Origin of the sequence: Mangrovibacter phragmitis (assembly GCF_001655675.1) — a bacterium.
Lineage (GTDB): Bacteria > Pseudomonadota > Gammaproteobacteria > Enterobacterales > Enterobacteriaceae > Mangrovibacter > Mangrovibacter phragmitis.
Genome location: NZ_LYRP01000043.1, coordinates 108,598 through 124,438, shown reverse-complemented (window position 1 = coordinate 124,438; position 15,841 = coordinate 108,598). Strand labels below are relative to the sequence as shown.

Below are 15,841 nucleotides of genomic sequence, written 5' to 3'. Positions count from 1 at the left end.
AAGCAGTAAATAAGAAATCCACATTAGAAGGTAGGTGTTACATGTCCGAGCTTAATGAAAAATTAGCCACAGCCTGGGAAGGTTTTGCAAAAGGTGACTGGCAGAATGAAGTTAACTTACGTGACTTCATCCAGAAAAACTACACCCCGTATGAAGGTGACGAAGCGTTCCTGGCCGGTGCGACTGACGCGACTACCGCGCTGTGGGACAAAGTCATGGAAGGTATCAAAATCGAGAACAGCACTCATGCGCCTGTTGATTTTGATACCAACGTAGCTTCCACTATCACTTCTCACGATGCTGGTTACATCAACAAAAGCCTGGAAAAAATTGTTGGCCTGCAAACTGACGCTCCGCTGAAACGTGGTCTGATTCCGTTCGGCGGCATCAAAATGATCGAGAACTCCTGCAAAGCGTATGACCGCCAGTTGGATCCTCGCCTGAAACAAATCTTCACTGAATACCGTAAAACTCACAACCAGGGCGTGTTCGATGTTTACACTCCGGACATCCTGCGTTGCCGTAAAGCAGGCATCCTGACTGGTCTGCCTGATGCTTATGGTCGTGGTCGTATCATTGGTGACTACCGTCGTATCGCCGTTTACGGTATCGACTACCTGATGAAAGACAAATTTGCTCAGTTCACTTCTCTGCAATCCAAACTGGAAAACGGCGAAGACCTGGAAGCAACCATTCGTCTGCGTGAAGAAATCGCTGAACAGCATCGCGCCCTGGGCCAAATCAAAGAAATGGCAGCCAAATATGGTTGCGATATCTCTGTTCCGGCTGCAAACGCTCGTGAAGCTGCACAGTGGACCTACTTCGGCTACCTGGCTGCCGTTAAATCACAGAACGGTGCTGCAATGTCCTTCGGTCGTGTGTCCTCTTTCCTGGATATCTACATCGAACGTGATATCAAAGCTGGCCGCCTGAACGAACAAGAAGCACAGGAAATCATCGACCACCTGGTGATGAAACTGCGTATGGTTCGTTTCCTGCGTACTCCTGAATATGATGAACTGTTCTCTGGTGACCCGATTTGGGCAACTGAATCTCTGGGTGGTATGGGTCTTGATGGCCGTACTCTGGTTACCAAAACCAGCTTCCGTTTCCTGAACACCCTGTACACCATGGGGCCGTCTCCGGAACCGAACATGACCATTCTGTGGTCTGAAAAACTGCCACTGAACTTCAAAAAATTCGCTGCAAAAGTTTCCATCGACACGTCTTCTGTTCAGTACGAAAACGATGATCTGATGCGTCCTGACTTTGACAACGATGATTACGCTATCGCTTGCTGCGTAAGCCCGATGATCGTTGGTAAACAAATGCAGTTCTTCGGTGCTCGTGCTAACCTGGCTAAAACGCTGCTGTATACCATCAATGGCGGCGTTGATGAAAAACTGAAAATGCAGGTTGGTCCGAAAACTGAACCGCTGAAAGGCGACGTTCTGAACTTCGACGAAGTTATGGATCGTATGGATCACTTCATGGACTGGCTGGCAAAACAGTATGTCACCGCTTTGAACGTAATCCACTACATGCATGACAAATACAGCTACGAAGCCTCTCTGATGGCTCTGCATGACCGTGATGTTATCCGCACCATGGCTTGTGGTATCGCTGGTCTGTCTGTTGCAGCTGACTCCCTGTCTGCAATCAAATACGCCAAAGTTAAACCTATCCGTGACGAAGACGGTCTGGCTGTTGACTTCGAAATCGAAGGTGAATACCCGCAGTTCGGTAACAACGACCCGCGTGTTGATGACATGGCTGTTGACCTGGTTGAACGTTTCATGAAGAAAATTCAGAAACTGAATACCTACCGCAACGCTATTCCGACTCAGTCTATCCTTACCATCACTTCTAACGTTGTTTATGGTAAGAAAACGGGTAACACTCCGGATGGCCGTCGTGCAGGCGCTCCGTTCGGTCCTGGCGCTAACCCAATGCACGGCCGTGACCAGAAAGGTGCAGTTGCCTCTCTGACCTCCGTTGCTAAACTGCCGTTCGCTTACGCGAAAGATGGTATCTCTTATACCTTCTCTATCGTTCCGAATGCTCTGGGTAAAGACGATGAAGTGCGTAAAACTAACCTCGCAGGCCTGATGGACGGTTACTTCCATCATGAAGCGTCTGTTGAAGGTGGCCAGCACCTCAACGTTAACGTTATGAACCGTGAAATGCTGCTTGATGCGATGGAAAATCCGGAAAAATATCCGCAACTGACCATCCGTGTTTCTGGTTACGCTGTACGCTTTAACTCTCTGACTAAAGAACAGCAGCAGGACGTTATCACCCGTACCTTCACCCAGTCCATGTAATGGCTGAGGCTTCGCCTTCCAGCCTGGACGCTCCCCTTCCCGGTAATGCCGGGAAGGATAAAGTAACGGCGGTACTACAACCTGGAAGATGAAGGGTATAAAATAAAGGCTCCACTCTGGTGGGGCCTTTCTTATAAACCGCACCTCCTCTGTGAGCCCGTTTTGCAAGCTGACTCTGCTTAAGGCCATCTCGCAAAACAGACTCGACGTGGCGTCTACAGATTGACCACGCTAAACGCGCCTGAACATTTCAGGCCCGAACGGGAGAATACATCGCAATGTCAGTAATTGGTCGCATTCACTCCTTTGAATCCTGCGGTACGGTCGACGGCCCGGGCATTCGCTTTATCACCTTTTTCCAGGGCTGCCTGATGCGCTGCCTTTACTGCCATAACCGTGATACCTGGGATACCCACGGCGGTAAAGAAGTCACCGTTGACGACTTAATGAAAGAAGCCGTCACTTATCGCCATTTTATGAATGCTTCAGGCGGTGGTGTCACTGCATCTGGCGGCGAAGCAATCCTTCAGGCAGAGTTTGTGCGCGACTGGTTCCGTGCTTGCCGGAAAGAAGGTATTCACACCTGTCTGGATACCAATGGCTTTGTAAGGCGTTACGATCCAGTGATTGATGAACTGTTAGATGTTACGGATCTCGTCATGCTCGATTTGAAGCAAATCAATGACGATATTCACCAAAATCTGGTCGGTGTCTCTAACCAGCGGACAATGGAATTCGCCCGTTATCTTGCCAAACGCAAGATTAACACCTGGATTCGCTATGTTGTGGTTCCTGGCTGGTCAGACGATGATGACTCTGCTCACCGTCTGGGGGAGTTCACCCGCGATATGGGCAATGTAGAAAAAATTGAACTCCTGCCCTACCACGAGTTAGGCAAACACAAATGGGTGGCAATGGGTGAAGAATATAAGCTTGATGGCATCAAACCACCCAAGAAAGAAACCATGGAGCGTGTGAAAGGGATTCTGGAGCAGTACGGGCATAAAGTGATGTACTGAGTCTGTATTCGCGCGCATTATTCACAAATACAGATAACACCCTTTTAAGCCAGCACCGGAATCGCTCCGGTGGGTGTAGCACAAAAGCCTCTGCAATGCAGAGGCTTTTTGTCGTGAGGGCTACTCATGCATGTGCAACAGGGGTTGGATGTTCTCCGGCCTTACGCAACAACATCAGCAAGTAGATGAACGCCACAGAGCCAATAGTAATAAACAGCAGGCTGTCGGAGTAACGTTGCATCAGCGTAGCCGTTAACGCGGGCCCCAGCAGGCTGCCAACGGTATAACTAAGCAACAGAGCCTGATTCATTGAAACCAACTGGTGTGGACCAACACGCTCACACGCCCAGGCCATCGCAACCGGGTATAGTGTGAACCCGGCAGCGCCAAGGATAAACAGAGCAGGAGCCAGTGCAGCCTGAGACAACATGGCGACACAGGCAATAATAACGATAAACACCTGCACACGCAGGACCAGCAAACGCCCATATCGGTCCGCCAGGCGCCCAACCGGCCACTGCCCTACAATACCGGCACTCACCATCAGAGCCATCCAAAAACCCGTTTGTGCATCGGTATAATTCTGGTGATTCAGCCACAACGGCATTAAGCCATACAACGAACCAAGTACCACTCCAGAAATAACGCAGCCGTTTACACCAAGGCGAGCCTGGCGCAGCCGTAACATGCTAAATACTGGCGTGGCCTGGTGATTAATATTTTCCATCGCCGTAATGCGGGTAAAAAGTAGCGGTAATATTCCTGACATGACAAGTGCCACTGCCCACGGCAGAACACTGATCAGCGCCGTATCCACTTTACTGACCAGTAGCTGCCCAATGACGGTTCCCACGTAATACACCATCATGTATGCCGCCAGCAGTCGGCCACGATTAGCCGAAGTCCCACTGCACATCAGTGCACTTTCAACGACCACCCACAGCAGTGCACAACCAATGCCAGCGATAAAGCGCCATACAGACCATGACCAAAAACCGACTGTGAGACCGAGACCTGCACTGCCAATCGCGAAAATAATTGCGGCAAGATAGTAGCTGCGGTTAAACCCCAGGCGTTTAATCAACCATCCGGCCAGCACCGTACCCAGTAAATTCCCGGAAAAATAGGATGAACTGACGATTCCCACTTGCCAGACAGGCAATTGCTCATGGGCAAGCCAAAGCGGAACAAGTGTGTTCAGAACAGCAATCGCCAGAGTCAACAAAAGTAGCCCACAGAGCAATAATTGCACTGGGCGAGAATAGGTACGCATTAAAGTAAAACCGTGAGGGAGGCCACAAAGTGAGCGCATCATGCCACTGAAAAAAACAAAGTCAATATCACTGCTAACAGCAGGTGTACAAGAATAATCCATTAATTCAGATTTCTTATGATAACCTCATGGTAAGTTTTTTTATTTACACATAACACACTGTTTTATTTTAATAAAAAAGAAATTAACAGAACGGATAATATCAAAAATTTCATGGAATAATTTACCTTGCTTCTTCCTCGATTTTACCCATTCCAGAGCAGGTTCTGCGCAAGCAAACAACCGCCGCCGTTTATACCCGAAGCGATGGAATACAGCCACTGATGTTAACTTTTTCGTTGCAAAAATCCCATTTAAGAGATATTTTCTCAAATAAGAGATATAGAGATAAAAATCATGAATAACACCTCAGTACAAACACTGGCGACATCTCTGCGAAACTTGCGTATCGCGCGCGGTTTAACACTACAACAATTATCTGACCAGTGCGGTGTCAGCCGCGCAAGCTTGTCACGTATTGAAAATGGGGAAGTCAGCCCAACAGCGGATACACTGGGGCGACTTGCCAGTACCTACTCCCTGCCCATATCGCAACTGCTTGCCCCCCTGGAGCAGAATTTTACGCCACTGATTCGCCATGCCTGCCAAACCACCTGGGAAGATACTGCCAATGGTTTTCTGCGCCGTATTGTTTCACCACCAGGTGGTGAACTCAGCGTGGAAATCATTGAAGGTAACCTGCAGGCAAACCACTGCATTAATTATGCTCACCCGGCCTTTGCAGGCCATGAGCATCACCTGGTGATGTTATCAGGTTCACTGGAACTGACGATTGAAAATACCCTACATCAACTGCGCGAAGGCGACTGTCTCCGCTATCGCCTGTATGGCGGTTCACAATTTAAAACACACAATCAACCAGCACGTTACATTATCGCCATGACGAAAAGGAGCATGTAGTGACAATCACCTTATTACAGCTTGATGGTTCGGGGCTTGAACAGCACCTTGAATCACTGATCTCCCTTCTGGTTGAGAGCGTGGCACAAGGTGCATCCATCAGTTTTATCAACCCATTCAACCAGCAGGATGCACGCCGATTCTGGATTGAAAATGTAAAGCCTGATATTGAATCAGGTGAGCGGGTGCTCTTTGCCGCTTTGCTGGATGGCAACCTGCTGGGAACCGTTCAGTTGATTACCCACATGCCGCCCAACCAGCCACATCGGTGTGAAGTCGCCAAAATGATTGTGCACCCTGAGGCCCGGCGTTGCGGTATGGGGCGTGCAATGATGCAACACATCATGGAATATGCGCGGGAGCAGGGAAAAACGCTGATGACGCTGGACACCCGCACCGGTGATGCCGGTGAAGCGCTTTACCGGTCAGTCGGTTTTGAGGTTGCCGGAATGACACCGGGGTTCGCACTGGACACAGATGGCAAACACACCCATTCAACAACCTGGATGTACTGCACGTTGTAATGCCCTGCTAACAGCTACGCTTACCATAAAAAAAGCGCCCGCAGGCGCTTTTTTACTGTGTCTGGCATCAACACAGAGTGCAGACTTGATTAGCCGATATATTCCAGGCCACGCATATAAGGGCGTAATACTTCGGGTACCTGAATACGCCCATCTGCCTGCTGGTAGTTTTCCAGCACAGCCACCAGCGCCCGGCCAACAGCCAGACCAGAACCATTCAGCGTATGTACCAGGCGTGGTTTTTTCTCTGTCTTGCTGCGGCAACGAGCCTGCATACGCCGCGCCTGGAAATCCCATACGTTAGAGCAGGAAGAAATTTCACGGTAGGTATTCTGTGCCGGGATCCAGACTTCGAGATCATAAGTCTTACAGGCACTGAAGCCCATATCCCCGGAACACAACAACATCTTCCGGTAAGGTAAACCTAACAGTTGCAGAACTTTCTCTGCATGGCCTGTCATTTCTTCCAGTGCATCCATCGAATCTTCCGGGCGAACAATCTGTACCATTTCGACTTTATCAAACTGGTGCATACGGATCAGGCCACGCGTATCACGACCATAAGAGCCAGCCTCCGAACGGAAACACGGCGTGTGTGCCGTCATTTTCAAAGGCAGGGACTCTTCATCCAGAATTTCATCACGCGCCAGATTAGTCAACGGCACTTCGGCTGTCGGGATCAGTGCGTAATTACTGCTGTCTGCTTCTTCTTCCAGCGGACGTGTATGGAATAAGTCACCGGCAAACTTTGGCAGTTGCCCGGTCCCATAAAGCGTGTCATGGTTAACCAGATATGGGACATAATTTTCGCTATAACCGTGCTGCTCTGTATGCAGATCAAGCATGAACTGGCTCAGAGCACGGTGCATACGGGCAATCTGCCCTTTCATGACCACAAAACGTGACCCGGTCAGTTTTACCGCCGCAGCGAAATCCAGACCACCCAGCGCCTCACCTAAACTAACGTGATCACGAATTTCAAAATCAAACTGACGTGGCTCGCCCCAACGGAACACTTCCACATTGTCGTTCTCGTCCTTACCCTGAGGAACACAATCATCGGGCAGGTTAGGCATAGTCAGCGCGTATTCACGAATTTCTGCCAATAGTGTTTCCAACTCAACTTTGGCTTTATCCAGTGCCTCACCAAGCTTGTTCACTTCCTGGCGTAATGGCTCAATATCTTCCCCACGCGCTTTCGCCTGGCCGATGGATTTCGATCGTGCGTTACGTTCTGCCTGCAGATTTTCAGTTTCTACCTGCAAGACTTTACGGCGCTCTTCAAGCGCACGCAGCTTATCAACATCCAGCTTAAAGCCCCGGCGTGCCAGTTTTTCAGCGACTGCGTCTGGCTCATTACGCAGCAGATTGGGATCGAGCATGCTTATCCTGTGCTTTTTATCGAATTGAATTTGAGAAAAAAACCCGTGAAACGCATCACGGGCAGTGTTGATAACCTTACCGCAACGCCAGCATTAGCGGTAGCGTTTTATAGGGCTATTTTTGTCCTGTTCAGCAAGCCAGGCGAGCTTTTCGCCAATTTTGCCTTCAAGCCCACGGTTGGTAGGGTGATAATAGCGCGTTTGTGCCATTTCTGGTGGGAAATAGTTTTCGCCAGCCGCATAAGCGTTTGTTTCGTCGTGTGCGTAGCGGTACTCTTCACCATACCCCATTTCTTTCATTAACCGGGTTGGCGCATTACGCAAATGTACCGGTACGTCATAATCAGGTTGTTCCCGGGCATCATGCATTGCTGCCTTAAACGCCGTATAAACCGCATTACTTTTCGGCGCACACGCCAGGTAAACAATCGCCTGGGCAATTGCCCGTTCACCTTCAGCAGGGCCTACCCGGGTAAAACAGTCCCACGCTGAAATCGCTACCTGCATGGCTCGCGGGTCGGCATTACCAACATCTTCAGAGGCAATAGCCAGGCAACGGCGTGCAACATACAGCGGGTCACCGCCTGCTGAAATAATGCGCGCATACCAGTACAGCGCGGCATCAGGCGCAGAACCCCGGACAGACTTGTGCAGAGCAGAAATCAAGTCGTAGAAACGATCACCTTTGTTATCAAAACGGGCACTACGTTCACCGGCCACTTCGCGTAACAAACTTGCTGACAGAATGCGTTTACCGCTGGCATCGGTTTGTGCCATATCCGCCAACATCTCCAGGGTATTTAACGCACGACGCGCATCACCATTCACCAGATCAGCAATTGCCTGACGTGTATCATCGGGTAATACGAGATTTTGACCGCCATAGCCCCGCTCACTGTCATTCATGGCCTGTAACAGTACCTGCTCAATATCGTCGGCCGTCAGCGATTTTAATAAATACACTCTGGCCCGGGAAAGCAGTGCGGAATTTAACTCAAAAGAGGGGTTTTCCGTTGTCGCGCCAATAAAGGTTACCGTGCCATCTTCAATATGAGGGAGGAATGCATCCTGCTGGCTTTTGTTAAAGCGGTGAACTTCATCAACAAACAGGATAGTACGGTGGCCCGCATGGCGGTTTTGCCTTGCACGTTCTATGGCTTCGCGAATTTCTTTTACACCAGAGGTAACAGCGGAAATGCGTTCGACATTGGCGTTGGCATACCGACCAATGACTTCTGCCAGTGTCGTTTTTCCTGTTCCGGGCGGCCCCCAAAGGATCATCGAATGCAACTGGCCCGCTTCAATCGCTTTAGGTAACGGTTTACCCGGCCCTAACAAGTGCTGCTGGCCAATATACTGCGCAAGATTTTCTGGCCGCATACGCGCGGCCAGAGGCTGGAAAACATTGTCGGAAAAATCGAGTGGCAAATTACTCACAACCGCCTCACTGACGTTGATCGTCCACCGTTACTCCTTTCGGGGGCGTAAAGGTAAACTTGCTCATATCTATCGCGCCATCTTGCTGGTTGGTGAGCTGGTAAACACTACGCTGATCATCCTGCTCAACTGCACTGAACTGGTGGATAGTCCCGCTTTGGCTAACATTAATTGTAAACTGTTTAAGGTTACCACTGCTGGTTTTCGGGGTCAGAACAAAGTCATCCCCTTGCTGTTTAACATTATATTTCTGCCAGTCAGATGACTGATTGCGGGCAATCAACATAAAAGGGGTGTTGCTGGTCGCATCTTTAAGCCATGTGGCACTGGCCTGCTCAACGAACGGGTTATAAAACCAAAGCGTTTTACCATCGGAGATAAGTTCGCTTTCATCAGGCTGAATCATATGCCAGTTGAACAAATTAGGGCGTTTAACCCACAGCTCCCCCTGCCCATCCTGAATTTCATTGCCGCTGCCATCAGTCACTTTTTGTGTGAAGCTGGCATGGAAACTGTTCACTTTATCCAGACGGCTCTTCAGCGAGCCAGCGGCATCCGCCCACACCTGAGTGACAGTAAATACTGACAATAACGCACAGGCAATAGCGATCTTTTTCATTACATATCCTCGAATAACACAATTCCAGGTGAAGTTTTTCAACTGGCTAGTCTGGCCGCAAAGCTGTCGCAATAACAGAAGAAAAAGCTGATAGTTGAATTGTTTACGCTTCTTTGCAAAAGAGCCGCAAAAGCGGCTCCCGGGGTTTGTTAACTTATTCAAACGGTGGTGGTGCCAGTACCTCGCGGTTACCATTATGGCCTTGTTCACTGACAATGCCCTGGTTTTCCATTTGCTCAATGATACGCGCCGCCCGGTTGTAGCCAATACGGAACTGCCGTTGAACACCAGAGATGGAAGCTTTACGTTTTTCAACAACAAAGGCAACAGCCTGGTCAAACAACGCATCGAGCTCTTCACCACCATCAAAACCACCTGCACCACCTTCAGACTGGCTGTCTGCAGTAATACCATCCACATATTGCGGGCGGCCACGCGCTTTCCAGTCCTGAACTACTGCATGCACTTCCTGATCCCGAACAAACGCACCATGCACACGTACAGGCAGGGTTGAATTGGGCCCGGAATAAAGCATATCCCCCATACCCAGCAAAGATTCGGCTCCCCCCTGGTCCAGAATGGTCCGGGAATCAATCTTGCTGGATACCGTAAACGCAATACGTGTTGGGATGTTTGCTTTAATCAGCCCGGTAATGACATCAACTGACGGGCGCTGGGTTGCCAGTACAAGGTGAATACCTGCAGCACGCGCCTTTTGCGCCAGGCGAGCGATAAGCTCTTCCACTTTTTTGCCAACAGACATCATTAAGTCCGCAAACTCATCTACCAGTACAACGATGTTCGGCAATTTCTCCAGTACCGGATGCGTAACATCCATACTGTCGCCAGGTTTCCAGAATGGGTCCGGAATTGGCCGTCCCATTTTCTCAGCTTCCAGAACACGCTCGTTGTAGCCAGCAAGGTTACGCACCCCCAGTGCCGACATCAACTTGTAACGACGTTCCATCTCGTTGACACTCCAGCGCAGCGCATTGGCGGCATCCTTCATATCGGTGACAACTTCGGTCAGCAAATGTGGGATCCCTTCATACACCGACAACTCAAGCATTTTCGGGTCAATCATAATAAAGCGCACATCTTCTGGTGTCGCTTTATATAACATGCTGAGGATCATGGCGTTCACACCCACTGATTTACCTGAGCCAGTAGTACCGGCAACCAGTAAGTGAGGCATTTTAGCCAGATCAGCGATAACAGGTTCGCCACCAATGTCTTTCCCCAGAACCACCGTCAGTGGTGATGGGTTTTCACGAAATTTCTGGCAGTCCAGCACTTCACGCAGGTAAACGGTCTGGCGCTTCTTATTCGGCAATTCCAGCCCAACATAAGGTTTACCTGGAATAACCTCTACCACACGTACAGCAACCGTTGACAGTGAACGGGCCAGGTCGCGTGACAGGTTAGAAATACGGGCGGCTTTTACTCCCGGTGCAAGATTTAGTTCGAACCGGGTAATTACCGGCCCTGGTGAGTAATGAACCACTTCAGCTTTAATACGGAAATCTGCCAGCCGCGCTTCCACCAGACGAGCCATCTGTTCCAGCGCAAATGTATCCACCGGCTCCACTTCTGAAGGCGGCGGGGTTAGCAGATCCAGTGAAGGCAGTGGCGTTGTTGGGCGCTGTAATGGGCGGCTGTCGCCATTTCTCATCAGAAATGGATGAATCAGACTGTCCTGGCCCGGTTGTGATGATTGAGCTACTGAAGGCCCATGCGGATGTGCGGCCTGTGCATGCTGCTCAGTTTGTGGTGCGGAATTAACCGACTGAACCGGATGCGCATGCTGGTACCCCGGAGTGGCGACGGGCCGAGAAGGAACCGCAGCCTGTGCCGCATCAGGCGTAAAGACCGGCTCAAACGGCCCTTCAGCCACCGGATGTGTGACCGGTGCCAGGAAATCATCTACAGAAGCTGAATGGCGGGCAGAGGATGCATGGAAATCATGCTGATACTCTTCCCCATAACGTGCTTGCTGTGTGGCTGCAAACTGGGCTGCTAATGCCTGTTCTTCTGCATCTTCTTCCTGCCCGTCAGGCACAGAAGCAGCATAGTCATGCTCATATTGCTGGCCGAAACGCGCCTGTTGGGAAGCAGCAAATTGCGCCGCCAGTTCAGACTGATATTGCGCATCGTCGTCTTCATTACCAGGCGAGGATCCTGCCTGGTGTTGTTGAGCATAATGTTGTTGTGCTTCACGGTGGGCCGCTTCCGCTTTCATACGGGCTTCAGCTTCACGCTGCGAAGGTAGCTTAATGCCATAAGAAGCCAGTTCACGACGGGTAGGCACACGCACACGGTTTGGCCGCGGCAATTGTGGGCCAATACCCTCTTTCACCTGCGGACGCGGAGCATCACCGGCAACACCAAATACCGGTGGGGCTATATTCACGGCGGAATCGCCATGGTGAGCACCCTGCGCTGCACCAGCAGCAACGGCTGCCGCAGTTGCACTAACTGAAAGGCCATTCGCTGTATGCGACAGACCCGTTGATGCCGGAGAGGATTGCTGAGCACGCGCTTGTGCCGCCAGTTGATCCGGATCAGGCACGGGCTCATACCATGCAGCTAACTGCTCACGCTCTTTTGCTCGCTTCGCTTCCACTTCTTCGAAGTAATAGAGAGGTGGCCGTACAGCCTTGTTGTTCACCTGGTGTTCTCCAGAGTTCTCTGGTTCCGTTGGCGGCAACTCGTCGCGCTCAGTACCGGCATTCTGGCTGTGGTACGGATTATACCCTGATTCTGTGCCTGTTATGCCCCCATCCGGTTCAGGAGCAGGATAAGACTCTTGCGGGTAAGCTGGCTGTTCAGCATCACTATAATGCTCTTCAGCATAAGGGCTCAGCGCGGACGGCGCAGGCTCAACAGGTAAGTCAGAAGCCCCTGGATACTGGGAGGGTTCACCATAGCCGCCTGGTGTTGAATACTGAGCTGGTGCAGATCCCACCGGCTCAGCGTAAGGGTCAGGAGTATAAGCTGCGCTGGCCCGCTGCACATATTCTGGCTGAGTACCCTGCGGCTCATCGGCTGCAGGTGCCATACCAGAGTAATAATCCTGCAACAGAACATCCGGTTGCCCGGCATCGCCTGGTTGCGCACTTACCATGCCCTGATCCACACCTTGCCGTGCCTGAGCATAGTGCTGATATTCGTTTTCCTGAGTGATACGGTAACCACTCAGCAGTGGGTCATTCTCGACGACTTCATTTGCCGAATCAGTTACCCGGTTACCGGAAAACAGCACATCGTCAGCCATAGCTGCAGCAGGTATTGTTGGGTCAAAATCAGAATCGTCCATCTTCTTGCCAGAAAACAGCGCTTCGTCTGTTTTTCGACCAAGCGGATTAGCAAATTTTTCACTCAACCGTTGTTTGCGTGCTAAAGCACCACGAAGAATACGCGCCCGGCGTGATGCCCTTTGCTGTGCCTTAACTGGCTCGCGTGGTTCCTCTTCATATTCGTCGTGTTCTTCATAATCGTCATACTCTTCGTCGTCATCCTGCCAGGTATCATCCCGACGCGTACGATTACTGGCGAAGGTTAAAACACCCAGTACAACTGCACCAAGTTTTTCCGCAATTGTGACCCATGACCAGCCAGTAAACAGCGTCAGGCCTGCAGCCCAGACACAAAGCAGCGCCAGTGTTCCGCCACTACTGTTGAGCAACGGCATCATTGCGGTACTCAGTAAACTGCCTATCACACCGCCTGAGGCAAAATACCAAATGTCATCAGCATTTATTGCCGCCAGCCCACATGAAGTGAGAACCAGCGCAAGTACACCAATCAACCGCAGTGAAACAGCGAAATAGTCTACGAGTTCTTCCTGCACACGGTGCCGCCACGCAAACCAGCATGCCCCGATAATAATGACAGGAATGATGTACGCCATGATGCCAAAGATGAAAAACAGCGTATCCGCTAGCCATGCGCCGGGTTTACCACATAAATTGTGGATAGGTTCATGCCATGCGGTCTGTGACCAACTTGGATCTGAGGGGTTAAAGCTCAACAACGCCACCATCAGCCAGACAGCGAACAGAGCCACCACAATCAGGATGGCTTCCAGTGCACGCCTTCCGCTACTGAGGGAAGTGAGTACAACGTCTTTTTCTTCAGTGTATTCCTGGCTCAAGAAAAACTCTCCAGGGGGGTTATGCTAAAATCGACAACCGTACCGGTTCCCCGATACGGTTGCTGTATGGATTAACAGGAGTGTAATCAAACTCAGCCGATTTTGCACCTGTCTGGTGTTAACGGGTTTTAATAACCAGACGATTACTCTGCTTGACTTCTTCCATAACGACATAAGTACGGGTGTCGTTCACACCCGGTAGTCGCAGCAAGGTTTCGCCCAGCAGTTTACGGTAAGCAGACATGTCCGGTACACGGGTTTTCAACAAATAGTCAAAATCCCCTGAAACCAGATGACACTCTTGAATTTCCTCAAGTTTCTGTACAGCAGCATTGAACTGTTCAAACACATCCGGCGCACCACGATTCAGAGTAATCTCAACGAAAACGAGAAGTGATGCATCCAGATAATGTGGATTAAGCAGCGCTGTGTAGCCCTGTATAAAACCCTGTCTTTCCAGACGGCGAACACGTTCTAAACACGGCGTTGGGGAAAGACCCACGCGTTTAGAGAGTTCGACGTTAGAAATACGCCCATCCTTTTGCAATTCATTAAGAATGTTACGATCAATACGGTCGAGATCTTTACCAGGGCGCTTCTTGCTATCTACCATTATTATTGTCTCTCTATATTCCTTCCCTACTCCTGCCATTTCCCCTTTACGTCACTGTTCGAGGATACGATTGAGAAGACCGCTTGCCCGAAAGCCACCATCGATATCCCACATGGCGTCTGTCCACACCATGGGAGGATGTCAATCGCACGGTAAATGCATCACTTTTCATACAGAACAGACATTCCACATAACAAGTATGCTTTTCTTCAACAAATGTTTTCGCAAAAGCCCAGCGTATTGTCAAAGTAAAACATCATTTTTTAGTGAAACGTGCCAGATTATAGTTGCAAGAGGTGATAATTCGTCATCTTTGTGTCTTTCTGACACCGTTTTTTTGTCTGTTATTTATTCATTTTAACTGATTTCACGCGATCCATAGGTTTCATCTATTAGACATTTCGTTAACAACTTCGCTGCACCCTTTTTTTAACGTGACAAATTTCCTACAATCTTTCCCCAACTGTCTGCCAACAACAATGGGGATCTCATGGGCACGGCTAAACATAGCAAACTTCTTATTCTGGGCTCCGGTCCCGCCGGTTACACAGCCGCTGTGTACGCTGCGCGCGCTAATCTGAACCCGGTGTTAATTACCGGAATGGAAAAAGGTGGTCAATTGACGACCACAACTGAAGTCGAAAACTGGCCGGGCGATCCGAACGACCTGACAGGTCCGCTGTTGATGGAGCGTATGCATGAGCATGCGGCCAAATTTAATACTGAGATTATTTTCGACCATATCAGCCGCGTTGATTTATCTCAACGGCCTTTTCTGCTGGTTGGTGACAGCGGCGAATACACCTGTGATGCGCTGATTATCGCTACAGGCGCGTCAGCCCGTTACCTTGGCCTGCCTTCAGAGGAAGCATTTAAAGGCCGGGGGGTTTCCGCCTGCGCAACTTGTGATGGTTTCTTTTACCGCAATCAAAAAGTTGCCGTCATCGGTGGGGGTAATACCGCAGTTGAAGAAGCGCTGTATCTGTCTAACATCGCTTCTGAAGTACATCTTATCCACCGCCGCGAAACATTCCGTGCGGAAAAAATCCTGATTAACCGCCTGATGGATAAAGTGGCGAACGGCAATATTGTGCTGCATACCAACCGTACCCTTGAAGAAGTGACGGGCGACCAAATGGGCGTCAGCGGGTTGCGTCTTGCCAGCACTCTCCCTGATGGTGAAGCAGAAAACCTCGAGGTGGCGGGTCTGTTTGTAGCAATTGGTCACTCGCCTAATACCGCCATTTTTGCAGGCCAGCTTGAACTGGAAAATGGTTATATCAAAGTGCAGTCAGGGATTAACGGCAACGCAACACAAACCAGCGTCCCAGGTGTCTTTGCTGCTGGCGATGTCATGGACCATATCTACCGCCAGGCTATCACTTCCGCGGGTACTGGCTGCATGGCCGCACTTGATGCAGAACGGTATTTGGACGGTTTGTCTGAAACAAAGTAATTGATCCAAACACATAAGGCGACTTAATAGGTCGCCTTTCTTTTCTGCGCGTTGTAACATTGCCTCGCCTAGCCGCCTGTC

General features: G+C 50.2%; 11 protein-coding genes. 5 read left to right on the top strand and 6 right to left on the bottom strand.

Annotation, left to right across the window (positions count from 1 at the left end; genetic code table 11):
* Nucleotides 1–41: 41 nt before the first annotated feature.
* Nucleotides 42–2,324, top strand: a complete 2,283-nt coding sequence (gene pflB, locus A9B99_RS18215) for a formate C-acetyltransferase (protein WP_064599978.1) — start codon at nt 42–44, stop codon at nt 2,322–2,324.
* A gap of 278 nt (nt 2,325–2,602) precedes the next feature.
* Nucleotides 2,603–3,343 (top strand): pyruvate formate lyase 1-activating protein, encoded by a 741-nt coding sequence (pflA, locus tag A9B99_RS18210; RefSeq protein WP_064599976.1) that lies wholly within the window; start codon nt 2,603–2,605, stop codon nt 3,341–3,343.
* Nucleotides 3,344–3,467: 124 nt separating this feature from the next.
* On the opposite strand, the gene A9B99_RS18205 is transcribed toward pflA, so the two are convergent.
* On the bottom strand, nt 3,468–4,616 hold the full coding sequence (locus A9B99_RS18205; protein WP_064600273.1) for an MFS transporter: 1,149 nt from the start codon (nt 4,614–4,616) through the stop codon (nt 3,468–3,470).
* A 396-nt stretch (nt 4,617–5,012) separates the two neighbouring features.
* Between A9B99_RS18205 and A9B99_RS18200 the strand changes: the two genes are divergently transcribed.
* Nucleotides 5,013–5,576: a helix-turn-helix domain-containing protein gene (locus A9B99_RS18200; protein WP_064599975.1), complete on the top strand. Its 564-nt coding sequence runs from the start codon at nt 5,013–5,015 to the stop codon at nt 5,574–5,576.
* Nucleotides 5,576–6,100 carry a GNAT family N-acetyltransferase gene (locus A9B99_RS18195; RefSeq protein ID WP_064599973.1) on the top strand — a complete coding sequence of 175 codons (525 nt, stop codon included), beginning with the start codon at nt 5,576–5,578 and terminating at the stop codon, nt 6,098–6,100. The genes A9B99_RS18200 and A9B99_RS18195 overlap by 1 nt, the downstream gene beginning before the upstream one ends.
* An 89-nt stretch (nt 6,101–6,189) precedes the next feature.
* Here A9B99_RS18195 and serS read toward each other — a convergent pair whose 3' ends face one another.
* From serS to lrp, 5 genes are all read right to left on the bottom strand, one after another.
* Nucleotides 6,190–7,482, bottom strand: a complete 1,293-nt coding sequence (gene serS / locus A9B99_RS18190; protein ID WP_064599972.1) for a serine--tRNA ligase — start codon at nt 7,480–7,482, stop codon at nt 6,190–6,192.
* 93 nt (nt 7,483–7,575) lie between these two features.
* Nucleotides 7,576–8,919: a replication-associated recombination protein A gene (locus tag A9B99_RS18185; protein WP_064599971.1), complete on the bottom strand. Its 1,344-nt coding sequence runs from the start codon at nt 8,917–8,919 to the stop codon at nt 7,576–7,578.
* A gap of 7 nt (nt 8,920–8,926) precedes the next feature.
* Entirely contained in the window at nt 8,927–9,538 is a 612-nt protein-coding gene (lolA, locus tag A9B99_RS18180) for an outer membrane lipoprotein periplasmic chaperone LolA (protein WP_064599970.1), read from the bottom strand.
* Nucleotides 9,539–9,692: 154 nt separating this feature from the next.
* Complete coding sequence (locus A9B99_RS18175) at nt 9,693–13,691, bottom strand: DNA translocase FtsK 4TM domain-containing protein (protein ID WP_064599969.1); 3,999 nt, start codon at nt 13,689–13,691, stop codon at nt 9,693–9,695.
* 118 nt (nt 13,692–13,809) lie between these two features.
* Entirely contained in the window at nt 13,810–14,304 is a 495-nt protein-coding gene (lrp, locus tag A9B99_RS18170) for a leucine-responsive transcriptional regulator Lrp (RefSeq protein WP_000228469.1), read from the bottom strand.
* Nucleotides 14,305–14,794: 490 nt separating this feature from the next.
* On the opposite strand from lrp, the gene trxB reads away from it, so the two are divergent.
* Nucleotides 14,795–15,760, top strand: coding sequence for a thioredoxin-disulfide reductase (gene trxB, locus A9B99_RS18165; protein ID WP_064599967.1), 966 nt, complete (start codon nt 14,795–14,797; stop codon nt 15,758–15,760).
* Nucleotides 15,761–15,841 lie beyond the last annotated feature (81 nt).